Source organism: Extibacter muris, assembly GCF_004345005.1.
GTDB classification, from domain to species: domain Bacteria; phylum Bacillota; class Clostridia; order Lachnospirales; family Lachnospiraceae; genus Extibacter; species Extibacter muris.
The window spans coordinates 55,017-77,237 of record NZ_SMMX01000003.1 but is presented as its reverse complement, the minus strand read 5'-3'; the positions used below and the strand labels follow the sequence as shown (position 1 = coordinate 77,237).

The 22,221-nt window shown below is 41.6% G+C and carries 24 protein-coding genes and 6 pseudogenes; 5 read left to right on the top strand and 25 right to left on the bottom strand.

What is annotated here, in order from left to right; genetic code table 11:
- Nucleotides 1-784 precede the first annotated feature (784 nt).
- On the top strand, nt 785-1,096 hold the full coding sequence (locus E1963_RS04010) for a hypothetical protein (protein WP_132275549.1): 312 nt from the start codon (nt 785-787) through the stop codon (nt 1,094-1,096).
- Nucleotides 1,097-1,184: 88 nt separating this feature from the next.
- Here the strand turns inward: E1963_RS04010 and E1963_RS04005 are convergent, their stop codons facing one another.
- The gene (locus E1963_RS04005) at nt 1,185-1,709 is read right to left on the bottom strand and encodes a peptidoglycan-binding domain-containing protein (protein ID WP_132275546.1); all 525 of its coding nucleotides are present in this window, start codon (nt 1,707-1,709) and stop codon (nt 1,185-1,187) included.
- 31 nt (nt 1,710-1,740) lie between these two features.
- Entirely contained in the window at nt 1,741-2,028 is a 288-nt protein-coding gene (locus tag E1963_RS04000) for a hypothetical protein (protein WP_132275543.1), read from the bottom strand.
- Nucleotides 2,029-2,276: 248 nt separating this feature from the next.
- On the opposite strand from E1963_RS04000, the gene E1963_RS03995 reads away from it, so the two are divergent.
- Entirely contained in the window at nt 2,277-2,960 is a 684-nt protein-coding gene (locus E1963_RS03995) for an IS110 family transposase (protein ID WP_243117556.1), read from the top strand.
- Nucleotides 2,961-3,219: 259 nt separating this feature from the next.
- On the opposite strand, the gene E1963_RS03990 is transcribed toward E1963_RS03995, so the two are convergent.
- From E1963_RS03990 to E1963_RS23460, 22 genes and pseudogenes are all read right to left on the bottom strand, one after another.
- Nucleotides 3,220-3,948 carry a DUF4304 domain-containing protein gene (locus E1963_RS03990; protein ID WP_132275541.1) on the bottom strand — a complete coding sequence of 243 codons (729 nt, stop codon included), beginning with the start codon at nt 3,946-3,948 and terminating at the stop codon, nt 3,220-3,222.
- A gap of 35 nt (nt 3,949-3,983) precedes the next feature.
- The gene (locus E1963_RS03985) at nt 3,984-4,190 is read right to left on the bottom strand and encodes a DUF3781 domain-containing protein (RefSeq protein ID WP_330570680.1); all 207 of its coding nucleotides are present in this window, start codon (nt 4,188-4,190) and stop codon (nt 3,984-3,986) included.
- Nucleotides 4,191-4,279: 89 nt separating this feature from the next.
- Nucleotides 4,280-4,624 carry a GNAT family N-acetyltransferase gene (locus E1963_RS03980; RefSeq protein WP_145964157.1) on the bottom strand — a complete coding sequence of 115 codons (345 nt, stop codon included), beginning with the start codon at nt 4,622-4,624 and terminating at the stop codon, nt 4,280-4,282.
- Nucleotides 4,621-4,812: pseudogene (locus E1963_RS22520) on the bottom strand (Hpt domain-containing protein); the annotation flags it as partial. The pseudogene E1963_RS22520 and the gene E1963_RS03980, both read right to left, overlap by 4 nt.
- A gap of 177 nt (nt 4,813-4,989) precedes the next feature.
- On the bottom strand, nt 4,990-7,908 hold the full coding sequence (locus E1963_RS03970; RefSeq protein ID WP_132275535.1) for a response regulator: 2,919 nt from the start codon (nt 7,906-7,908) through the stop codon (nt 4,990-4,992).
- Nucleotides 7,909-7,926: 18 nt separating this feature from the next.
- Nucleotides 7,927-9,273 (bottom strand): ABC transporter substrate-binding protein, encoded by a 1,347-nt coding sequence (locus E1963_RS03965; RefSeq protein WP_243117554.1) that lies wholly within the window; start codon nt 9,271-9,273, stop codon nt 7,927-7,929.
- Nucleotides 9,274-9,281: 8 nt separating this feature from the next.
- A pseudogene (locus E1963_RS03960) lies at nt 9,282-11,021 on the bottom strand (diguanylate cyclase); the annotation flags it as partial.
- A 91-nt stretch (nt 11,022-11,112) separates the two neighbouring features.
- A complete protein-coding gene (locus E1963_RS03955) occupies nt 11,113-11,562 on the bottom strand; it encodes a SufBD protein (RefSeq protein WP_132275526.1) in 450 nt (149 codons plus the stop codon).
- Nucleotides 11,563-11,713: 151 nt separating this feature from the next.
- Nucleotides 11,714-12,178 (bottom strand): VOC family protein, encoded by a 465-nt coding sequence (locus E1963_RS03950; RefSeq protein ID WP_132275523.1) that lies wholly within the window; start codon nt 12,176-12,178, stop codon nt 11,714-11,716.
- A gap of 87 nt (nt 12,179-12,265) precedes the next feature.
- Nucleotides 12,266-12,598, bottom strand: coding sequence for a DUF3795 domain-containing protein (locus tag E1963_RS03945; RefSeq protein ID WP_132275520.1), 333 nt, complete (start codon nt 12,596-12,598; stop codon nt 12,266-12,268).
- Nucleotides 12,599-12,960: 362 nt separating this feature from the next.
- A pseudogene (locus E1963_RS03935) lies at nt 12,961-13,479 on the bottom strand (inositol monophosphatase family protein); the annotation flags it as partial.
- Nucleotides 13,480-13,541: 62 nt separating this feature from the next.
- Nucleotides 13,542-14,303 carry an MBL fold metallo-hydrolase gene (locus tag E1963_RS03930; protein WP_132275517.1) on the bottom strand — a complete coding sequence of 254 codons (762 nt, stop codon included), beginning with the start codon at nt 14,301-14,303 and terminating at the stop codon, nt 13,542-13,544.
- Between the two features lie 144 nt (nt 14,304-14,447).
- Complete coding sequence (locus tag E1963_RS22515) at nt 14,448-14,996, bottom strand: DUF3795 domain-containing protein (RefSeq protein WP_132275514.1); 549 nt, start codon at nt 14,994-14,996, stop codon at nt 14,448-14,450.
- 117 nt (nt 14,997-15,113) lie between these two features.
- Entirely contained in the window at nt 15,114-15,428 is a 315-nt protein-coding gene (locus E1963_RS03920; RefSeq protein WP_243117589.1) for a CPBP family intramembrane glutamic endopeptidase, read from the bottom strand.
- A 339-nt stretch (nt 15,429-15,767) separates the two neighbouring features.
- Nucleotides 15,768-16,172, bottom strand: a complete 405-nt coding sequence (locus tag E1963_RS03915) for a maltose acetyltransferase domain-containing protein (protein WP_132275508.1) — start codon at nt 16,170-16,172, stop codon at nt 15,768-15,770.
- 54 nt (nt 16,173-16,226) lie between these two features.
- Nucleotides 16,227-16,475: a hypothetical protein gene (locus tag E1963_RS03910; protein ID WP_132275505.1), complete on the bottom strand. Its 249-nt coding sequence runs from the start codon at nt 16,473-16,475 to the stop codon at nt 16,227-16,229.
- Nucleotides 16,476-16,519: 44 nt separating this feature from the next.
- Nucleotides 16,520-17,176: pseudogene (locus E1963_RS03905) on the bottom strand (nitroreductase family protein); the annotation flags it as partial.
- A gap of 24 nt (nt 17,177-17,200) precedes the next feature.
- Nucleotides 17,201-17,455, bottom strand: a pseudogene (locus E1963_RS21225) (DUF6194 family protein); the annotation flags it as partial.
- A 27-nt stretch (nt 17,456-17,482) separates the two neighbouring features.
- A complete protein-coding gene (locus tag E1963_RS03900) occupies nt 17,483-17,956 on the bottom strand; it encodes a dihydrofolate reductase (protein WP_132275502.1) in 474 nt (157 codons plus the stop codon).
- A gap of 144 nt (nt 17,957-18,100) precedes the next feature.
- Entirely contained in the window at nt 18,101-18,727 is a 627-nt protein-coding gene (locus E1963_RS03895; protein WP_243117552.1) for an alpha/beta fold hydrolase, read from the bottom strand.
- 79 nt (nt 18,728-18,806) lie between these two features.
- On the bottom strand, nt 18,807-19,220 hold the full coding sequence (locus E1963_RS03890) for a DUF3788 domain-containing protein (RefSeq protein WP_132275496.1): 414 nt from the start codon (nt 19,218-19,220) through the stop codon (nt 18,807-18,809).
- A gap of 334 nt (nt 19,221-19,554) precedes the next feature.
- Nucleotides 19,555-19,860, bottom strand: a complete 306-nt coding sequence (locus E1963_RS23460) for an SLOG family protein (protein ID WP_330570676.1) — start codon at nt 19,858-19,860, stop codon at nt 19,555-19,557.
- A 147-nt stretch (nt 19,861-20,007) separates the two neighbouring features.
- On the opposite strand from E1963_RS23460, the gene E1963_RS03880 reads away from it, so the two are divergent.
- The 3 genes and pseudogenes from E1963_RS03880 to E1963_RS20395 form a co-directional block, all read left to right on the top strand.
- A complete protein-coding gene (locus tag E1963_RS03880) occupies nt 20,008-20,322 on the top strand; it encodes a helix-turn-helix domain-containing protein (protein WP_132275493.1) in 315 nt (104 codons plus the stop codon).
- Nucleotides 20,323-20,822: 500 nt separating this feature from the next.
- Nucleotides 20,823-21,098 carry a CD3324 family protein gene (locus tag E1963_RS03875; RefSeq protein ID WP_132275490.1) on the top strand — a complete coding sequence of 92 codons (276 nt, stop codon included), beginning with the start codon at nt 20,823-20,825 and terminating at the stop codon, nt 21,096-21,098.
- 389 nt (nt 21,099-21,487) lie between these two features.
- A pseudogene (locus tag E1963_RS20395) lies at nt 21,488-21,979 on the top strand (DUF1062 domain-containing protein); the annotation flags it as partial.
- Here the strand turns inward: E1963_RS20395 and E1963_RS22505 are convergent.
- Complete coding sequence (locus E1963_RS22505; RefSeq protein WP_334295639.1) at nt 21,920-22,075, bottom strand: S26 family signal peptidase; 156 nt, start codon at nt 22,073-22,075, stop codon at nt 21,920-21,922. The pseudogene E1963_RS20395 and the gene E1963_RS22505 overlap by 60 nt on opposite strands.
- Between the last annotated feature and the right edge of the window lie 146 nt (nt 22,076-22,221).

Here is a 22,221-nt window from a genome sequence, read left to right as displayed (position 1 = left end):
TTTGACCACAACATTCAGCACTGCCTCGTTTCCTTGTACAATGGTTACTCCTTTCAGATCTTTTCATACAGACCTCCCTGGGTACCACACGTTTCTTTCTCTCCATCCATCTGCCACATTTACCATACATGATTCCATGTAGTTATCGGGATTCAACTTGTGTTGCAGTCTTACCCTCATGCATAGCCTGATGTGATTTCTGTCCGTCAGACCAGAGATTTGCCCACGGGTTAGTATGTTCTCCGCATCCGGCTTCCTTCAGATTCCACCTCACGATGGACACCCTTGCCTTCGGCTATATCCTTCCCACTACCGGGCGGATACCGGACTTGCACCGGTTAGAAACGTGCGCCGCCAGACGCACAACAAAAATAAAGGAAACGCTGTAATATCAACGTTTCCTCCACTTTTTACGAATGCCGCAGACCGGAATCGAACCCGAAAGGCTTATTTTTAATATTTGCACAAAACTCGCCGCCCCTTGTAAACAGAGGGATTGCGGGTTTTCTGTATGCAGAACGTATTTTCTGTTTTTGCCGTAAAATATGCAGTTATGCGACTCGATGCAACACGAAATGCAACACGGAAAAGCCACGGATTTGTTACGCTCCGAGTCCCTGCTTAAAACAATATTTCTCCTTTTATATACATGTTTATCGTAAATTTACATGTCCAACATATTTACAGACAAACCGCCTCATTATACAGACATTTGCGTACTTTTGTCAATAAATTGTATATGATAAGAAGCAACAAATTATACCACAGGAAGGGAGAAAAGTATATGAAAAAAAATGATGTTACAATTGACAAAAGGAACTCTAACATAGGTAAAAGAATCGCCGCCATACTATGTGCAATTGCGATAATGTTTACTTTAGGGTTCCAAGCAGTGCCAGCCAATGCAGCATCGTGCACCCATATCCCTTGCAATCATGTTAAGACCTACACATATACACATACAAACCCTATAAAAGGCTACGATTGTGTTATATATCAGGAAACACACCTTAAGTGTGCATGTTGCGGAAAAATAATTAAGAATAACGTTGAGCCCGCTAAATATTACAGAACTCACAAACATGGAGTAAATTAAAATCCCTGCAGACTAAAAGCAGAAGCTCTGAGCATAATAACCCAGGGCTTCTGCTTTTATATGTCAAGAAGATTATTATAATTGTCTATTAAGATAATAAGAGCAACTTGCTCCATGTCTTCTGACCGACAATATCGTCCTGCACAAGATTGTGTGCCCGCCGGAATGCCTTAATCGCTACCTGTGTCTTTGGCCCGTTTATGCCGTCAGCGGCTCCGCAATTGTAGCCGAGTGCGTTAAGACGCTCCTGGATAAGTGCTGTAATATTACCCTGGCTTGTCCGGCCAAGCTGCGGGCTTCCGGCCAGCGTGTTCGGCCCCTTTTCACCGTCTACAGCCTGATTGGAGTAACCTTGCCGGTTGCATTCCGCTTGAAGTCGGGCTATCCAGTTGCCGCCTCCAGCGCCGTGATTTTTATAAGATAAGCGTACTGCCTTTCTGAATGTACCGGTCGGGCAACAATAGTATATGCTTGCATTAATATCTCTTTCACTGTATAGCCCTCTCTTCCTTATTCTTCCGGACCGAGAACGTCCAACACCACGTCGCGCAGGTTGCTCAGCTCCGGCACCTGCTCCCTTGTATAAGACCCCTCTTTTACGTTCTTGACCCATACCTTTACAACTATACTGTTCTCGCTAAACATTACGCTACCCCCCCAGCCATCGCCATTGTCAATTCTGTTACAGCTGCGTTCAGATTCCCGGCAGTCTCTTCTGCCAGCGTTTTTGCTTCGAGGGCGGCCGCCTGCGCTGCTGTAATCCTCTCTGCCGTCACGTCAGGTTCTTTTGTAAGGATTGCCGTCTTAATCTGCCCGTTCAGCATCACGCCGCCGTATACCGTCCAGCCCGGCAATTCACCAAACTTGTCCCCCGCATCCGTCAACAGCTCAATTACTTGTAAGTTTTCCGGCGCCGAAAAGATTACCTGCACCTCTTCCGCCGTTTTGTCACAAAAGTCAATATCCAGACGTCCATTTGTTACCTCGCACGGTTCACCGTATAAACGGTTCCGTCAACCATTTTTGTTTTCATAGTTTTTATCATTCCTTTTGCTTCGCTCAAGGCACAAACAAGTGGGACTTTGAGCCCGGACTCTTATCATTGGTAATAAACCATGTTTATTCAGTCGCAGGATGACAGTCAATGTTGCTATTCCTTTTTTTTAAGGTGGTGATACTTATGATGAAGTTAAAATACTCCATCTGCTGTGGACTTGACGTCCACAAAAATGTTATCGTTGCAACCATCGTAATCACTAACAAGGACGGGATATCCCAATACAAACAAAAATCTTTTTCAACCATCAACTCGGATATCCAAAGGTTTCACAACTGGCTCATCGAGAATCATTGTTATCATGTTTGTATGGAATCCACCGGAAAGTATTGGATTCCTATTTTTAATTATCTCGAAGATGACATCGATGTCTGCCTTACACATCCCAAATATGTCAAAGCCATCAAAGGCAAGAAAACGGACAAAAAGGATTCCAAATGGATTGCCGACCTCTACAGATTTGACCTTGTCAGATGTTCCTTTATCCCTCCGAAAGATTTCCGCCAGCTCCGGGAACTTGCCAGATACCGCTTCAAGCTGATCTGTATGAAATCTTCTGAGAAGAACCGCATCCAAAACTGTATGACTGTTTCCAATGTCGGTATTGCCAGCGTGCTTTCTGACCCTTTCGGCAAGACAGCAGCTGAAATCATGTCTTATCTGCTGGAGCATACCGCTGATTCCATTGACGAAAAAGCTGTCCGGATTGCTAAAGCAGTCGATTACCTGAAACCGATGATGGTACAGAATGATGATGGTCTGCATTTACTATATGGTTTCCGAAAGGAAACCGTTTTGCCCTACTGACTATGAGGAACTGATGAACCCTCAAACCCATACAGAGCGTGTTGTTCTGAACGAAATCAATGTTTTTGCTTACCTTGAAAGTCTTGGTTATGATAGTTCTAAGTTAGTGAAACGCAACGATAACTAACATTTTTTCCGTTTTCTATACTTGTAAAAACGGGTTTTTATGAACACTTATATAAGTGCGCCCAAAAATCCACTTTATTTTTCACTCTTTGCTCCTCCTTCTCAAAGGAAGTTCCGCACATTTCAAGTCATCTTATTCTGCAGAGAGCGTCATGCAAATCAACGGCCATGTGTCCTCTTGCGGATGCGTCGATAATTCACGCACCTTGCAATAAATTGATTTATTTTGCATGATTTCATCTGTGGTAAGGCATAGTGTCTTTTGCTTCTCAACGAGCTCTTTCATATTTACGGTGCCAATCCAAGTATCTTTTTGAAACGGTAATGTCAGCATATGCGCTTCCAAAAAGTAATCTACCAGACGTACAAATTGACTTTTTGATTCTTCTTGCCACAGCGCAACGCATTCTTGATAATCTGCTATGCTGTTAATCTGGGATAGCCCCGGAATAATATACTGCTGCATATCATTTGCAATGATGGTTTGAATCTCCTCATAGGGGGTATCCATCGGCTTGTAGTTTTTGTAGCCGTCAATGACATAACCCCGTACATCACGGAGCGGGTGCAACCTGCCTTGATGTGGCAAAAAGCAAGACTCCGTAAAAGATTCATTGAAAAAAGCAACACCCTGCAGTTGTTCATCTGAAAGTTTAGGTGTATCTACTACGATATTCAGCCAGAAGGAAAACCCGGTAACATTGTTGTTAAATTGGGAATTTTGGATATTTATGGCGATTGTGCAGGATTCCTTATGACTGTAAAAAGCCTGTGTTCCTCGAAGGCTGTGAAAACCTGCTTCTTTGAGCGCCGGTTTGATAACTTGTTGAATTACTTTATTTTTCTTTTCTCGTGAAGTCATGTTCTTGTACCTCTCTTTCTGTCGGTTCTTTATTGCTATCTTTGTTGTTCCTGTACCTTATGCGCCGTGATGATCGTATAACTATAAGCGTTGACCGTTATGATACGCCCATCAACCGCTACATACCAGTTCTTTCCTTTTCTTGATATAGATGCCCTAACAGAAGATATCCTATTCCTGCACCACTCAACAACAGGAGCAGTATACAAAGCAATATTTCTCTTGATTCTTACTTCACCCATTCAGTCGTATGTAGCTAATCCAAATGATTCAGTAATTCGTTGTTCTGCATATTCTTCACTCACAAATCAGAAGTCATTTGGCTTGCTTTCTATAGTGTCTTTCTATACATTAACCATTTAAGGTCAATGCCATTTTGTAATTCAAGCATAATATCTTGATCTCCGACTCTCTCAAAGCCACGATGCTCATAAAACTGATAGATGCAGTTTGTGTCGGTGTAAAGGTAAATTTCCTTACCCTGCTCCCGTTTGGCAAGTTCATTGAGAAGAAAAGTACCAACACTGTTTACTTTGCTGTCTGGATTTGCTGCTAAAAAGCGAATCTCGCCATCCGGTGTGTACTGCTTAGTATATTTGGCATAAATTGCTTTATTTGCTTCGTTATATGGCATAACCCCGCAACCGAAGAAAAGATTTTGAACTACGTCAATCAACTAAGCATTTGAATAGCAGAAACGGCCTGCTCATAATCGGTACAGACTTGAGCTTTTAAAACATCCAAGTTTTCCGGCCGTTCCCCCGCCCGCAACGCTTCCGTGAGCACACTGCTGGATTTACAGAGATCTGACAGCCCCAGGTTTTCACAGACTCCTTTCAACGTATGGGCAGCCCGGAACGCTTCCGGATAATCCTCCTATGATAGCGTTTCTAACAAAAGACGGTAGGTTCCATCGCTTAAAAATTTCTTTAAAAATCACCTTACCATATCTTCACTGAATAGCCGGGCCAATACTTCTTCATAATCTCCGCCCAGCTTTACATAACATTCCTTCAGACTCATAAATACCTCCGCATCCTACTAATGTTTCTTTTTTACAAGTTCTGTGATCACCGCTTCCAGGTTCTTCATGTCAATCGGCTTTGCCACATGGGCGTCCATTCCGGCATCCATTGCTTCCTTGACATCCTCTGCGAACGCATTGGCTGTCATTGCTACTATCGGAATCACCATTCCACGGGTATGGCTGCCGGCACGGATGGCCCTAGCCGCAACATAGCCATTCATGACAGGCATCTGGATATCGGTCAAAATCAAATCATACTGACCCGGTTCGGATTTCTCGAATGCTTCCACCAGTTCCTTGCCGTTGCTGACGAGATCACATGCTACGTTGTTCATATTCAGCAGTTCCAGCAATATTTCTGCGTTCAGCTCATTATCTTCAGCGGCAAGTATTGTTATGCCTGCCAGTATATGATCCGAAGCCTCTGTCCCCGGCATTTTTTGTTCCTTTGCCTGGACCGTTACAATGGCCTGCTTAAAACTGGTCAGGAAAAACGGTTTTGCCAGGAAGCCATCAATGCCCGCCGCAAGAGCCTCTTCCTCAATCTCATCCCATTCGTATGCCGTAAGAAGGAGGATCGGAATATGTTCCGGCAGCATGGCCCTGATTTTTCTGGCCGTTTGGATACCGTCCATACCGGGCATTTTCCAATCCAGAAGCACAAGATCAAACGGGATCCCCTCCTGATGAGCTTTTCCAATCTGCCGGATAGCATTATCCCCGCCGAGTGCATACCGGACAGACACCCCAGTGTCTTCCATGACACGAATTACATTTATGCAGATGCTTTCATCATCATCCACAACCAGCACATGGGTAATCCCGTGGTTTTCCCAAAACTTTTCATCCACATTCTGTTCCTGAATGCGCAGCTCCAAATCGACAGTAAAAATACTTCCTTCGCCCTGCCTGCTCTTTACGTCAATGGTTCCGCCCATCAGCTCCACCAGATTTTTTGTAATAGGCATTCCAAGGCCGGTTCCCTGGATTTGGTTTGTCACACTGTTGATTTCACGGGCAAAGGGTTCAAAAATAACATGTAAGAACTCTTCCGACATGCCGATGCCATTATCCTGAACCTCAAACCGCAGCCGGACAAAATCTTTTGTTTTTTGCGGAAGCTGGGTTACGGTCATTTGGATCCTGCCGCCGACCGGGGTATATTTGACCGCATTGGACAGGATATTGATCAACACCTGATTGATTCGCATCCTGTCGCCGATTAAATGCTCCATTGTTACATCTGCCAGAAAAAGCTCAAATTCCTGCTGCTTTGCTTTGGCCTGCGGCCGGATCATGGTCCCCAGCTCGTCTATGAGCTCTGCCAGATTGATCTCCGTGACGTTCAACGTGGTTTTCCCACTCTCAATCTTGCTCATATCCAGCACATCATTGATCAGCCCCAGAAGGTACTGGCTGGAAGCAGTAATCTTTCGCGTATATTCTTTTACCCGTTCCGGGTCGCCGGCATCGTGATTCAGCAACACGGTAAGTCCCACGATTGCATTCATCGGCGTCCGGATATCATGACTGATATTATTTAGGAACGTGCTCTTGGCCTTATTGGCAGCATTCGCAGCGTTCAATGCCGTTTCCAGCGCAAACTTGTTCTGCCGTTCCTTGGTTCTGTCTGACAGCACAACGATAAATTTGTCTGATTGACCTTCACCCACCCGATATACTGTTTCGTAAAACCACCGTTTTTCACCTGTATTCCGATGAGTCCGCTCACTTTCCATAATGATAGACTGATCAGGTTTCATCAAAGCCAAATCCGAATAAGAAATGGTTTTTTCCTCAGTGTATGTGGCCTTTCCTAAAGATTCAAGACTCGCTGCCACCGCATCCGGAGAAATACCGAGCACGCGGTTTACATTGGGCGTCACATACTCTACCGCATAAGACTCGCTGTTCAACATCAAAAACACGTCGTCTATATTTTCCGAAAGAATACTAAATAACTGTTCACGGTATTGGATATCCTGTTCTTTCTTTTCAATGCGCTTTCGGCTCTGTCGTTCAAAAAGCAGGAATATAAGGCCAATAAGAAACACGATAAAAACCGCAAAAATAAATATCTGGGATGACTGCAGGATGTGGTCGGTATATTCCATGATGACGCTGCTTGGGATCACGGAAATGATATACCAGCCATCCATGACTTTTATCGGGGAAAAAGTGACAATGTTCTCTGCTCCATTGAAGGAGAATTGGATGACGCCAGAATGACCATTTGCCAAACTTTCCTTGAAAGTCCGAAGATTTTCCTCATCATTTTCTTCCGCGATCACATCAAAAAGATTAGAAAATGTTCGGTTACTGTTTTTATGGTATGGACGGATCAATACATCCCCATCCTGATTGGTGATATAGGAAAAACCGCTTTCATTATAAAAGGATATGGAGAATTCTTTTGAAAGCGCAGAAACCCTCTCTCCCTTTTGCATTAACCCGTGGGCGCCATCGGCAAACAAAAAACATTCATAGACTCCCATGGTATTTTGTCCATCATAGATATTCAGATAGTTTTCTCTGATGCCCTTACCGGAAAAGGTACGATAGAATTCCAGTTCCTCCATACTCAGTAAACGCCGCTCATCAAGACGGTTAGAGTATAATATTCCATTGTCCAGATCAACAACGGTATAATTAGATGTTTCGCCGCCCAGCAGGTTCAGATTATTTAATATTTTGACGTCTTCATGAGATTCGATTCCCGACATCTTATTGGCTAAACTATGTACCCGATCCTGTTCGATTGCAATATACGTCTCAAATGCGTGGCCGCCTTGACTTGTAATCTCCAGGGTCTGTTCCGCATTCTGCATCCATAGGGAAGTCTGGACGCTTTTCGTATAAGAATAACAGCCTAAAAGAATGCTGCTAAGAATGATTACGACCAGACAATTTACCCAGATTCGTTTTATTCTCATTTCGATCTCCTCCAGGAACTACTGTGCCAAAAGTTGGTTCAGCAAGGCAACAGCCTCATCTGAAGATATGCCATCTAACATCTGCTTTGTTATCTCAGACAGGGAATTGTCCAACGACAAACTCAGCCTATAATCAGAACCAATCACAATCCGGCCGCTTTCTAAATACTCAGAAGCAGGAAGAATTGTTTGATCAGTGGGCACTCTGTCATCTTTCAGCGGTGTATAGGAGTTTTGGCTATCGCAGTATTCCCAGATTGAATCCGGTTGGGTAATACATTCAACAAGCTCCATGACCTCCTCTATGTGTTCACTGCCGGCATTAACGCTGATACAGGTGTTCGCCTCAATTACAAGCACACTGCCATCATCCAGTATGGGAAAAGGATGCACGCCACAAGAAAAGCCAGGCTCCATATCGGCTACTCTGGAAGTCGCCCAGTTCCCGGTAATCATAAATGGACGGTCACCGCCAGCAAACAATCTGAGGTCATCAGAAGTCTGGTTGGTCACCGAAACCTCCTCGCAGTCGATCCATTTACGGTCGATCATTTCCTCAACCATTTCAATTCCCGGGCGCAGTGTATTTACCAGTTCTTCCGGGGCATGATTGAATGCTTCGATTGCCGCAGCGGAATCCTTCTGATAAACCGAGTATAGCGATTTACCAACAATCAGGTTTCTGAGGGAAGCATAGTTATTTGCAACAATAGGTGTAATCCCCTTACCCGCAAAATACTGACACACCTCCATGAACTCTGACCATTTTTCCGGAACTTTCTGCCCGTGTTCCTCCAGCAAATCGTAATTGATATACAATCCATAAGCAGAGATACATGTCGGCAGAAAATAGACTGAACCGTCTTCCCTGATAAACTGTTCTTTTATAATGTCCTGATACTTTTCAATCGTAGGCAGCCCGGATAAATCCGCCAGCTTTCCCTGTGCAGCCAATTCGATCTCCCGGTCATGATCCACCATAAACACATCGTCAAGTCCATTGGCTTGTACCCGTCTTTCAAAGGCATTCCAGTAATCTATCCCTTTCACTCCTTCGTAGGTCACGATAACTTCAGGGTTCTGTTCCATATACCGGTTCAATATGCTTTCAATGGCTGTCAGGTTATGTGCATCTGCTTTATATCCATAAACAGAAAGAAATATATGCTCCTGTTCCGCAAGCGGTTCGTTTTCAATCAGCATGACTTCACTGGAACGTTGGCTGCAGCCCGACATCAATGTTAAAACTAAAAAAGTGGATAGAATAATTTTATACAGCTTCATTCTCTTGTCCTTTCTTTCAATCGTGCAAAGCAATCTCCACCACATCTTGCCATGCGTCATTTTGCCAAGCACCATCTTCATAAATCACCTCACATTTCAGGCTTTTTCTCGAAGCGCTCCATTCTCACTCCTGCTTTCTCTCTCTTTGCCTGATATAATAGTTTGTCTGCTGCATTCATTAAATCGGAAGTCTTCCCCGGTCCATAAGTTCCACCTATGCTGATGAAAAAGCGCAGCTGTGGGTAATCGGGAAGAACGGTTTTCTCAACGCAGGATTTTATGGTTCCTAATTTTTTCTGCAGTACATGAAATGGTATATCCCGAAAAACAACAAGGAACTCATCGCCGCCTAATCGAATAACCAAGTCAGTTTTTCTTACGCTGTTTTTTATTGCGGAAAAAATTTGCTTCAGTGCCAGGTCCCCAACCGGATGGCCGTATGTATCATTAACAGCCTTAAAATCATCCATATCCAGCATTGCTACTGCAGAAACATGACACATATCACGTAGCTGCTCCTCATAGTAGCGCCGATTATAAGCCCCGGTCAGGATATCCTCATAAAGTCTACGGTTATGAGCTGTAATATACTTAATCACGTCTTCTTTTCCATGTCCGCCAAGCAATGTTTCCTCGGTAATCTTATCAATAATCTCAAGTGAGTATGGAATACCGTCAACCTCCACATAAGTCGCCCGAACATGATAGATACACTTATCTATAAACTTTAATTTAGTCAGGCTTCCTTTGCTTGACATACATTTCGCTGATATACAGTTTTCACACCGGTCTTCTGTGCTGTTTATAGAACAATATTCCGTTGGCCCTTTGGTGCATTTGCAGTCTGATAACGAATCCAAGAAGGGCCTTATCACAGTTTCGTTTCTAATTGCGGCCGGCATATATTTTTCATCAATATTCTTGAGCAGCCCTATGATACCGGCACTGCGTTTTCTGTTTCCGTTTGTCCAGACCACATGCCCAGTACAACGAAACCAATGATTTTCCTTCTTAATTGTAATCGGCACATCAATTTGGAAATCAGGTCGTGCCGGAGTGGCTTCCCGAACTTTCTTCGCAAATTGGTTCAGGGTATCACGAGTCACATATTTTAACAGCTTCTTAATCTCCAACGGATGAAACTCATCATTATCTATATTTAGCTTCTCCACTCCATATTTATTGAAGCTTAAAGCCGCAGGCTCAAAAGTGCAGTTAAAAAAAATCTCTTCCGTTTTATCGGATAGAAAGCGAAAATGCTGCTGCTCGTAGGACTGTTGGTGCAGCATATGTTCGGAATCGCCCAGGCCATAGCGGTTTAGCTGGTCAAAAATCATTCTTATTGCTGTGTCATGGGAATACGCCGACTTGTAACACCGTTCACTGGTGAGTGCATCATAAACATCCGCCAGAGCGACCACCTGCGCTGAGAGCGGAATAGCATCCCCCTTCAGGCCATCCGGATAGCCGCTGCCATCATAGCGCTCATGGTGCCACCGGCAGATTTCATATGCTGTTTTCAGCAAAGGCTCGTTCCGGTCGATGGGCAGGTCCATAAGTATCTCCGCACCCGCCATAGAATGACCCTTCATAATCTGGAATTCCTCTGCTGTAAGGCGGCCAGGCTTATTGAGAATCTCCTCCGGAATGGCGATCTTGCCGATATCGTGCAGTGCTGAAGCCATACTGACCAGAGAAATATCTTCATTTCTGATTTTATTGTTGCCGATTTTTAGCCTGTACTGCCGCATCAGAAGGTATGTAATGATATTGATATGTAATACATGAAGGCCACTTTCTCCATTGCGGAATTCCACGATATGGGACAGACGTTCAAATTTTTAATTTTCATTATGACCACCAACCTCTATGAGATGTCCATTCAGATCTCTGTTGTGTTGCTCACCGACAAACCTGAATCTATAACTTCTGTATTTCTTTCAATGCTTTTTGAATATCCTTATAAACTAACGGTTGCATACTGTCATCGTAAAAAGATATATCTGCCTTCTGTAATGCTGAAAGGATATCATTTTTTAGTTCCAGCTTATTCTCTGCGATGACCGGCAATAGCTTTATACACTGCCTTGCCGTGATCGGTTTCACATCTGTTATATGTTTCAAATAATCGTCAATCACTTCATCAATCTTATAGTCTTTATCCCATTTCGCATTATAAGCAATCAAGGTAAGGCCCCTTGTACGTATATAGGAATTATCGCTGTCAAGCATATCGCTCAATCTGTTCATATAAGGATAGACATGGTCTGTTTCCTCACTTTCTTTTTGCAATTCCTGTAACGCCTTGTATGCCACTTTATTATTTTTATCAAATAGCAATTCAAATGTTTCTGCTGTATTCATTGACATAGCAATGCCCATGCCTTTCGTTTTTTTGTTTTGGTCAATTTATAGACAAGCTGAAAGTTATCGCATTACACAAAGTGTTTTCGTACCATCGCCGAGTAATTGTCATATTGCTGAAAACCAAATTCCCGTTTGTTTATTTGACCACTGCACATTAACTATTCAGAAGTTTTGTTAAGTCATCAACAGAAGCGTCCATTTTTGCAGATACTTCTTCCATAGTCATTCCAGAAGCAAGGAAACGCTTGATCACCATTTTCATATCCTCGCCAACCTCTATGAGATGCCCGTCCAGATCGTAGAACCGGATCACACGCTGACCCCAGCTGTGCTCGATGACTTCTCCCAGATATTCAATATCCGGGTATTCTTTCAGCTTGTTCAGAAAACCGTCAAAGTCCTGTTCCTCAAAGACGACTTCTGCATTGTTGGATTTCTTCAATACCTTTTCTTTTGGTATACTTACCAGCCAGTCAAAATCCTGTTGTAATGCCAGACCACAGGTAAAAGCGATGTTCCGTCCGTAGTCTTGGTATACTTCTAATCCAAATAAATCCTCATAAAACTTTCTTGCAGCATTGATATCTGCTACAGATATAACCGTACATATGTACTTCATATGAATATTCCTTTCTATTTCATTTCTTGTGAAGCTTCAGGTCTTTGTGTTATCCTCAATAAAACGAAAGTTGTCAGATTGTCTTGTTTATCCTTTCAGGTTTCCCAAGGCTTCGGGACAATTTGAGATAATCTCTCCAACAGTCTGACAGCTTTCCATGTCCGGACAGTCACCGCATGTCATCACATCTTTTTTCAATGCACACTGACGAATTCCGCAAAGACTATCGCAGAATACAGTTTTAATTCCATCAACACGACATCCTTCACAATTGATATGTTCAGGCAAAATGGGAGCATTATTTAACTCGGCCCACCGTTTTGCAGTTTTCTCACGCAACACATGATCGTCATTGATTGTTGCAAGATATGCGTCGCATTTTCCACAATCCAGCCCACAGTATGCAATCATATTTCTCATAGTTATGTACCTCCTAAAATCCTAATTTTTTAATTTATTTTCTTAGATTTGTTATATACAGTAACGATTATTATTAAAAAAGAATCATTACAGCATTTGCGGCAATCGTTCCTGTCCACGTCATCATTATGGAGCCAAACAGAGAGGATGCAGCGTTGAACATGGTATGGAAAAGCACATACACAAACACATAGCCTTTTCCTGCTATTTTGTAGATTGCCCCTCTGAAAAAACTTAACGACATGGCTTGAACATTAAACATCCAGAAATTAATCAGCCCGTCACAGTGATTCGTTCCGGTGGTTCTGTTGGTGGTTATATGGTTAAAAAATTTTTCTTGACACTCACCTGATTATTACCCTTTATATCAACTTTAGCAGTTCTGTATGTATATATCCGTTTGTAGCTGCTACGCTGCTGCCCTTTTTCGGGTCAAGCGGTTTCCCCGTAAAATCAGTCACTTGACCGCCAGCCTCCTGAATCAACAGCATACCGGCAGCATAGTCCCAGGGATTCAGGTAAATCTCGAAATATCCCCCTTGTCTGCCACAGGCGGTATATGCCAGTTCCAGAGCGGCAGAACCAATCCTGCGGACATCCTGGCACTGACCGAACACCCTGCGGAACCGGGCAAAGTTTTCATCGGCCAGCTCTCTTTTTGCTGTTCCCAATCCTATCATCGTGTCGGATAGTTTTTCTGCGTTTGATACATGTATGGGCTGTCCATTTAAGAAGCTGCCCTTGCCTTTAACCGCTGAAAACACTTCTTCATGGAAGGGATCATACACGATCCCCATAACAATTTCCCCCTGGCGGCAAAGGGCTTAAGATACAGCACTGTGCTGATAATCGTGCATAAGGTTTGTAGTCCCGTCAACCGGGTACGGTTCTTCTTTTAGGTAATTTATCAATTCACGATATTTCATATTCTTATTCCTTCTCTTTATAACCATACTGCCCAATCCCCATAGTCAAATGTGCCGCTGCCGTGATGTAATTTACCATCTTCCCGAAGCTGCCTGAACGCATTTCTCATTCTGCTTAAAATCTCCGGCTGAATATCCAAATTATGATGCGCAGGAAAAACCTTCTTGACCGGAAGCTCCGAAATCTTTTCAAGAGAAGCAAGGTATGCGTCCGGGTCTGTTGACGGATAATAGGCAAATAAAGTATCCTTATAAACCAGGTCTCCGGTAAACAGATAGCCTCTGTCTGATTCCCAGAAACACATATGCCCCGGAGCATGGCCCGGGGTATGCAATACCTGTATATTCCGTCCACCTAATTCAATGTTCTCTCCATCCTCCAGCACCTTTGTTGGCGTCCCCTGGAAAAACTCATAAGTACCTGTATCGTAACCGTCTGGTAAATCGCAGCGGTCTGACACCATCCCTCTGATTGTTTCTATTGTCAGCGGAAACTCACCGTTCAGCCAGCTCAATTCTTCCGCATGGGCATAAAAGTCCGGAAAATATTTATGGCCGCCAATATGATCCCAATGAATATGGGTGGCAACGGCCGTAACAGGCTTATTTGTCAGCTTCATTACTTCATCATAAATATTGCAGATTCCCAGACCCGTATCAATCAATAAGCTGCGGCTGGAGCCATTTAACAGATAGCAATGCGTCTCCTCCCAATGCCGGTATTCGCTGATAATATATGTGCCTTCATCAATCTGGTCAATCGTGAACCATTTATCCATTTACAAGCATACCTCCATAATTAATATCTGATTCCCTTTGCAGAACATCACTTATTTTTCTGCAAAGGGACGTTTATTACTTTCATTTATCTATATTCTCTATCCTTTTCAATACTTTATTAAATGATTGCAGTATTGAAGTCCTCACTTTTTCTTTCGCAGCTTCAACTCAATATTGTTCTTTGCTGCCGCCGCCTTCAGCAATTCTGCAGCAAAAGTACTTTTTTCTTTGAGCGTCAGTGTATCCAAATCGGCTCTGTTCTCAATTTGCCTGAGTATTTCCTGCAACTTCTGCAGATCCAAAAGATTTACCGCCGTACAAAACAGTGTCTTTTTGCGCCCGTCATTAAAACCGGACAGAAGCATATCCAGTATTTTTGTCTTTTCCACCTGTTCCGCATTATAAGCGTCTATCCCGATTCGCTTAGCCTTTTCCATATCAGATTTTTTGTTTCGAGATGTTATAAAGACATCAAAGTCATCAATATGCTCATATTTTGGGCAAGGATATTCACTGCACTGAAAGCAGTATTCCACACCGTCATGCTCCATGCTGCACCTTGCAATTTTACAGGACTGATTTCCCTCGCCGCCCCCGCAGCCGGGGCAATATTTATTCAAAAACATGGGGCAAAGCCCACAGTTTAAGCCACAAAGGGAAAATAATTGATTTTTTCGGTTAAATCCTTTCATGATACCTCCTAACTAGCTTGTCCCCAGCCATTCCAGCTAAACTATGCTGTACATGATGCTTGTTTTCACAAGCTGACAAACTGGAGTTTGTCGCAGGTCTAATTTTTGAGTCAATAATTATCCAAATGCGTTTAGCATTCCATGAACAAGTATTCCTAAATAGCAGTTCTTTGTTTTATATCTTATTGCGCCTGTAATCAATCCAAATATTGCGCCAATCATTACTTTCATTATTATGAAATTCAATAGATTTCCGCCTTTCCAAAAATATATACCAATGGCATATCCAATATGCCAAAGTGCAAATAATAGAGTCACTGTCATATATGTTTTCCATTCCTTCGCAAAACAACTGTTTAGCCTGTTCCATATAAGACCTCTGAAAAGTGATTCCTCAAAAATTGGCGTTATAATACTCCCGTAAAGCAACATGAGGAAGCTTTGTATCGATAACCTTTTTACAAAAAATAAAGTTACCACATAAAAACTAACGGCAATTACTGTGACGATAATGTAAGGCGAACTAAACTTTGTTGGAAAAAATGACATTATCCGCTTGCTACGTTGACAATATAAAAATATAATTGCGAAAAGAATCATCATAGATACCATTGTAGTCATACTTCTGGTATAAAGCGTTTCATTCACAAAGCAAAATACAATTTGTTTCATTCCGAGGAGTAATCCTTGAATTAATAATAGCCACATTATAATAGAGCAAATTGTCTTTTTGCATTGAATTTTTTGGTTCATAGTAGTCACCTCAGCAAATTAAAATTTGTCAGTTCTCTTATCAATCTGCTTTCCGCTCTCCGGGATCCAGTCTGGTGTCAGGCGTTCTGCCAGTTCCACGGGATGCGTTGCCGTATAAATCTGCACATTTGAAGCAATCATGACGTTATTTCCGATTTTTATCTGATTGCAGTCGATAAAGGAGCAGTTCATATTGATCGACACATTGCTGCCGGTAATAATATTACACCCATAATCACACAGGAATGGCGCCCCTACCGACACATTCGTTCCAATCCCGCCGAACAGCTTATGTAAAATTTCCTTCTTTTCTTTTTTCTGGTCGTAGGTCAGTCTGTTATAAATGTCAAGCAGCTCTTTTGCCTGCTTCTTATATTGCAGAAAGATTTCATCATGACAATTATATAATTGCCGGCCATACATTTTTCTAACTCTGTCACAGAAACACCTCCTATTTAATTCTGCTATCTGTGTTTTTCAGTTATACAATAATTTCCATGCCATCATAGGCAAAGAAAATATTAGGGAAATTACAGCAACTACTATAAATACAATCCAGAATACTATGCCAGAAATTTGAATGCCGGTATACCATGGTGCAGATTGCATAGCAAACAACTCAGGATGATTTTTGTAGTCAAGATATCTGAATATGCTTCCTCCGATAAATGCACCAATGAAGCCTCCCATAAGTATGTTGATAAAGCTGTTTATCTTTTTAAGCATTTTCTTCACCTCACCCAATCATCCATCTTTAATTTCCACAGGCATCAGTTATCAGAGAAATCTATGTCATACCTCGTGCCATGAGAGAATAAAGTTCCTTCTGTTAATTGAATACATAAGATGATCGTATTTTCATCATCAAAATTGTTGTGCCCGTTATCAATCCATTCGCTGAATGCCTGTCTCAGCTTTTGGGCCATTTCATGATTTTCCTTTTTGCAGAACCACCCGAGGTTTATCCCCTTGCCATGCGCAGTAAACCATTCGCCGGCCACAGCCACTATGGGGTTATGGTCTATCTGTTTCATCTTGTTGGACGCAGCGTATGTGATGATATAAAAACAGCCATCCTCATAATAAGCATCACATATCCAAAGGCTGCCTATTCCTTTTTCCGTAGCGGCGAGAAGCATATTTTGTATGGAAGCACCTATGGACTGTATATTGCAGATCTCATAAACATGTTCTTCCGGCGTCATTTCTCCCATTTCATTTTTTCCTATTGAATTAACAACGAGAACGATTGTCGGTGCTGCTTCCATCAAATCAACAGTATGTTTCGCCGCGGCAATGTAGCGTTTGCTCTGAGGCAGCAACGCACACTCATTTTCTTCCCTTTCAATTCCCTGACGGAAACCCCTTAACATTTCTTCTTTCGCATCTCCCTGTACCACAATGTACTTCCAGGGCTGTCTGTTTTTAGATGAAGGCGGTTTCAGCTCCGCAAATGTTTTTTCCGATGGACTCAGCGAACATATCCATCCCCTCCAAGCATATACCGGGTGTGGCAGAATACAATCTGTTGATGAAAAATCATACTGCATACTGACCGTTTCACTCTTTCCCGACCGTTTGGGGATAGTATCGAACAGCTTGCTGAAAGTCGCTTTGCGGACCCCCAGATTCACACGGAATATTTCATTCCGATCCAAATTAGAACTGGAGTCATTTTCGCCGTCTTTTTCTTTTACCGTCAAGACTTTAGTTCCCCGATAACTGGAAGCTGACTAATTCTTTCTTGTATAGATAGTTCTTGTAAATTTAATGTCATCTCCACAAGTTTCATCGATAGCAACATTAAATTCATTTACATCAAATTCAGGAAAAAACACATCACCGTTATCAATAATCGTGTCCACCTCTGTAATATACATTTTATCAACTAATGGGATAGCTTCTTTAAATAAGCCGTATCCTCCTGCAATATAAATATTTGTATCACCAGAAAACGCAATTGCTTCTTGCAAAGAGGATACAGTAATCAAGTTTTCATCCATAAACTTCTTTGTTCTCGAAACTATTATGTTTTTTCGATTTAAAAGTGGATGACCAATTTCTTCATATGATTTTCTTCCCATCACTACAACATTTCCTACCGTAAGTTCTCTAAATTGCTTTTGTTCGCCTTGTATCTTCCATGGTATTTTGCCATTCTTACCAATTACATTATTCTTAGAACGTGCAACAATCAATCCTATCATTTTTTAGTCCTTCCGATAAATATTAAAATTTTTTTATTTCTCTATTACAATACGTCGATTTCATTTTGCAGGTTCGCCATCTCCCTTTGTTCTTTATAACTTTATCTGCGATAATAAATGACTTTTGCTACTCAACAAGATTGATTAATCATTTAACGAATAGTATTCTGTCAATATTCTTGCTAAGGTTTTTGGAGTTTCTTCGTTTACAACATGACCAGTGTTTTCAATAATTTTTAATTCTGCGCTTTTTATGTTTTTTGACAAGTAATATGCTGATTTTATGTTCGCACTGTCCTTCTTTCCGCAAATGATAAGAGCAGGGCACTTCACATTATTCACTCTGCCGGTGAAATCCAAATCCTTCATAGAGTTTCCTAAAGCGAACGTGCCCTTTTTATCGAATGCCATAGTTTCAAAAATAGATTTTGGCAAAAATCTGAATATTACATTTTGAATACCAAATGCTACCTTCGGAATCTTATGAGGCGTACCAATTAAAACTAAAGTCTTTACCTTTTGTGGAAAATCCAAAGCATAGTTCAACGCTAAAATGCCACCCAATGAAATGCCACACAGATGAATTTTACCTTCAATTCCGTCGCAATATTTTATAAATGAAGAGTATAAATTTGCATAAAATATTTCTTTTTCTTCAAGGATGGCAAATAGATCTGGACACATAACATCCTCATTGCTTGTCATATATGAGATAGTTTCATTCCAGCTTGTCGCTTTATGGCCTGAACCGTGAATCAGAATTTTTGTCATTATAAGTCTCTCCTTCAGATCAGGAAGTTATTGTTTGTTTTGGGTCTATCTTTTTTGCCATCTTCGCCTCCACGACCTTCTATTTCCTGTTTGGCCTTCTCTTAATGGCTAATAGCCGCATGAAATCTCCAAACAAAGATGTATCAACAGGCTCAAACATCAGCCATTTTCCATCATGATAGGTTTTTGATTCATCGTAAATCTTCTGGACGCTTTCCGAACACTCACTTCGACCGGATTCAAATATCGCCCGCTCGTCTTTTCCCAGTATTACCATAAAGCCAACGCAGTTCTCCCTTGCATATAGGGCGCAGAGTGTTTTTCCGGCTCTGCGGTATTTGTATTCATAGGCCCATGCTTTGCCGCCGCTGTTCCAAATGTGGTCCATATCGTACTTTTCATCAATCGTGGCGCATAGCTTTTGCCACACGTCATATAAAGACTGCCCAATCAAAGCGGTCATATCGTCCATATTTGGTATTTTATCAAGCATATCTGGTTTCCCTTCTTTCCCATATCTCTTTTACTAATCTGCAAACCCGCTCTTAGGGATTTGCCTATAGATTAACTCTTAATAATTTTATCTTATCATTGATTAGACTGCAACTCCGTTTCTACTATACACGATCACATCCAAGATTTATTCTTTTTTTGTCCAAGTTTAATCCTACCGGAATTTCACGCAGCTCTTTCTGAAGGCGGTGTGCAAAACGGATTGTTTTCACCGTACCGCCTTTCTCCCTCCCATCGTACACAGCAATCACGCGGTCTGAATGCTCGACCAAATACCGATTGCGCTGCAAATAGACGTTAGGCTGATATTCCTCTTAAATTACCACCATCTCAGTGCAGGCACTCAGCAAAGCTCTTGTTTGTACCCTGCGATTCAAGCCTTTCACACGGCTACGGTATGGAAGCACTGCAATCAGTTTTAAGTTCCCGTTTTCTTTCTGCAGTTCCAAAACAATCTCAGCAAAATATTGATCCACACCATCTGCAAAACCAGACAGAAAGACAGTGAAGCCATTCTTCACTGCTTTTTTTATTTCCTGATACAGAGCTTTCTTTATGCTGTTAATCTCTTTATCAGGCACATCCCTATGCCCGGTAATACAACATGTCTTTCCTTTCATTGTATCTCCTTCGTTCGATAGTTATATTTTTTCATCTTACCTAATTATAATAGATTTATTTTTTCAGGTCAATGTAACACCCCTTTTATTTTTGCGAATAAAGCATATGTGCGAGGTACAATCTATTAGAGAATGGAGGTGAAGACGATGTATGAAGATTTTGTCCCGGAACGGCTGGCAAAATTGCGATCACAAAAGGGTGTATCTGCACGCGACATGTCATTGTCGTTGGGGCAAGCAAACAACTACATCAATAACATCGAAAATAAAAAGTCACTTCCGGCCATGCAACCCTTTTTTTACATCTGCGAATATTTGGGCGTAACACCGTGGGAATTCTTCGATAAAGGAAACCCTTATCCAGAGGCTCTGCAGGAATTTATCGAAGAAGCAAAAAAATTGGATCCCAAGTCTATGGCTTATCTCCTCGGCATTATGAAGGAACTGAATAGCAAGAAATAAAGCGGCTGCGCAGGGTTGGCTGCTTTATTTTTTTATTGTCCCTTATTCAATCCTAAATCTTTTCTCCAATTGTCCTTTATTTATCCTTTTATCACTTGTATGGTCAAAACTTCACCGTAGGCGCAGCCAAACACCACACTGCGCTATCTGAAAAACCAAAAACGGAGCAAGCGTAGTCACGGATCCCTGCCTGCTCCATTTTATCGTTTTTTATATGTAATCACATTTTGGGCATTGCAATAATGTGTTTTCACTATCCTCTTTGTAAAAGGATATAGTTAATGCCGTTCCTCATTTTCTTTTAATAAACAAACTTGAGGTTTTACTCTCTGCTATGTTAATATTAAAATATGAGATGATACCATGAAAAGGAGGCTTGTGTGTATGCTTAGTCCTATCGTTATTGGTGCGTAAGCAAGGCTATCGCAACCATCAAATTTGAATACGTGTTGCAGATAGTCTTTGCTGTTCCTGTACAACAATTATTTAGGAGCGCAAAAATGAGCTATAAGAAAGCAACACACGTTCTGCCACAAGATTTATTGCTAAAAGTTCAAGAGTATGTTGACGGGGAATTTCTTTATATTCCCAGAGTAGAAAATAACAAAAAGGGCTGGGGAGAAACAACCTCAATCCGTCAAGAACTACAAGAAAGAAACAGACACATTTATGCAGATTATCTTGCCGGGATAGATATGGAAACTTTAGCAAAAAAATATTATCTATCTTTGAAAAGTATTCAACGGATTATTGGGCAGTTAAGGAATAATGATTAGAGAAAGGCTGATATGGTTTAAGGACCGTATCAGCCTTCCTCTTATATTCTTTTCATAAAAGAACATTAGGTTGGGTTTGAAATGATGGAATGATACAATTTATCCATCGAAGCAAAGGCGGTCTTTTATGAAAAGAAGTTGTGAAATTCCACCTCATTCTTTAATGAACTAAAACAAAGATGGAGACCAGCTATTAAGGTGATTTAAAAAATTTATCGCTATTGGTATACAGACCTCTTATTCGAGGTTGAATTCGATATCGTCAGTATGCATCTTCCAGATGACTCTGACGAGCTAGCCGGCACAATGTCCTAAGGCATTGTAGTGAGTCCGGCCTTCCGCTCTCTTGGCATCGTAATAAGCCTTGAAAGTTTCGCGTCAATGCTAGGCGGAGATCTTTAGATATTTGGCTTATATATAATTGCTTAAATTGCGATAATTCATGGAACGCAAGAGTACACTCCCATATTTCTCCGCAATCATTGAATTTGCTACAATTAGAGGACTTTCAAAATAATAGCCATTCACTTGTAGAAAAATATGCAATGGATATGGATTTTCTTTACAGAAACGGCGTTGATGAAGTCGATATACCTCAATATTCAATTATTGGCGAAGTCTTTCTACCCAGTGAAGATGTGGAACTTGAAATAAAAAGCAAATACCTATTTCCAGTAAAAGTGTCTGCACTAATAAGAGAAAAGTTGCATTTATCACAAGCTGAATATTTACGCTCAATTGATAATGGGAATATAGAAAGTATTCCAGCACAAGACTTAAAAAAAGGTAAATTAAAAAGAGGGATTACACTTGTTTTTCGGTCATGCCACGATTTCTTCATCCCTCACAAACGGATCTTCCCAATATCTCGAATCCAGTGAACGCTCCGCATTGTCTCCAAGAACATAATAGCTTTTTTCCGGTACTGTCAGACTGGCTCCGTTATGCTCTACCTGTTCACTCTCCTTTGCTGCAATGCGCTTGACCAGCAGCTTCCAATCGTGATGAAAAATAATGATGTCGCCGACTTCGAGTCTGGAGTAAATTCGGGTTCCTATGATATAACTGTCTTTTTTCGTCTATTCATAACTTGCCTCCAAAATAAAAAAAGCGGGATGCCGAA

Coding starts and splice junctions, on each gene's coding strand:
- E1963_RS04005 (WP_132275546.1), bottom strand. CDS start 1,709: ATGGGTCAAGAACGTAAAAGAGGGGTCTTATACAAGGGAGCAGGTGCC.
- E1963_RS03970 (WP_132275535.1), bottom strand. CDS start 7,908: ATGAGAATAAAACGAATCTGGGTAAATTGTCTGGTCGTAATCATTCTT.
- E1963_RS03900 (WP_132275502.1), bottom strand. CDS start 17,956: ATGATAGGATTGATTGTTGCACGTTCTAAGAATAATGTAATTGGTAAG.
- E1963_RS03910 (WP_132275505.1), bottom strand. CDS start 16,475: ATGCTTAAAAAGATAAACAGCTTTATCAACATACTTATGGGAGGCTTC.
- E1963_RS22515 (WP_132275514.1), bottom strand. CDS start 14,996: ATGAAAGGATTTAACCGAAAAAATCAATTATTTTCCCTTTGTGGCTTA.
- E1963_RS03995 (WP_243117556.1), top strand. CDS start 2,277: ATGATGAAGTTAAAATACTCCATCTGCTGTGGACTTGACGTCCACAAA.
- E1963_RS03950 (WP_132275523.1), bottom strand. CDS start 12,178: ATGAAGTACATATGTACGGTTATATCTGTAGCAGATATCAATGCTGCA.
- E1963_RS03990 (WP_132275541.1), bottom strand. CDS start 3,948: ATGACTTCACGAGAAAAGAAAAATAAAGTAATTCAACAAGTTATCAAA.
- E1963_RS03890 (WP_132275496.1), bottom strand. CDS start 19,220: ATGCTTGATAAAATACCAAATATGGACGATATGACCGCTTTGATTGGG.
- E1963_RS03895 (WP_243117552.1), bottom strand. CDS start 18,727: ATGACAAAAATTCTGATTCACGGTTCAGGCCATAAAGCGACAAGCTGG.
- E1963_RS03915 (WP_132275508.1), bottom strand. CDS start 16,172: ATGTATGGCCGGCAATTATATAATTGTCATGATGAAATCTTTCTGCAA.
- E1963_RS03880 (WP_132275493.1), top strand. CDS start 20,008: ATGTATGAAGATTTTGTCCCGGAACGGCTGGCAAAATTGCGATCACAA.
- E1963_RS03955 (WP_132275526.1), bottom strand. CDS start 11,562: ATGTCAATGAATACAGCAGAAACATTTGAATTGCTATTTGATAAAAAT.
- E1963_RS03930 (WP_132275517.1), bottom strand. CDS start 14,303: ATGGATAAATGGTTCACGATTGACCAGATTGATGAAGGCACATATATT.
- E1963_RS03985 (WP_330570680.1), bottom strand. CDS start 4,190: ATGGGTGAAGTAAGAATCAAGAGAAATATTGCTTTGTATACTGCTCCT.
- E1963_RS03920 (WP_243117589.1), bottom strand. CDS start 15,428: ATGTTGCTTTACGGGAGTATTATAACGCCAATTTTTGAGGAATCACTT.
- E1963_RS23460 (WP_330570676.1), bottom strand. CDS start 19,860: ATGAAAGGAAAGACATGTTGTATTACCGGGCATAGGGATGTGCCTGAT.
- E1963_RS03965 (WP_243117554.1), bottom strand. CDS start 9,273: ATGAAGATGGTGCTTGGCAAAATGACGCATGGCAAGATGTGGTGGAGA.
- E1963_RS03945 (WP_132275520.1), bottom strand. CDS start 12,598: ATGAGAAATATGATTGCATACTGTGGGCTGGATTGTGGAAAATGCGAC.
- E1963_RS04010 (WP_132275549.1), top strand. CDS start 785: ATGAAAAAAAATGATGTTACAATTGACAAAAGGAACTCTAACATAGGT.
- E1963_RS03875 (WP_132275490.1), top strand. CDS start 20,823: ATGAGCTATAAGAAAGCAACACACGTTCTGCCACAAGATTTATTGCTA.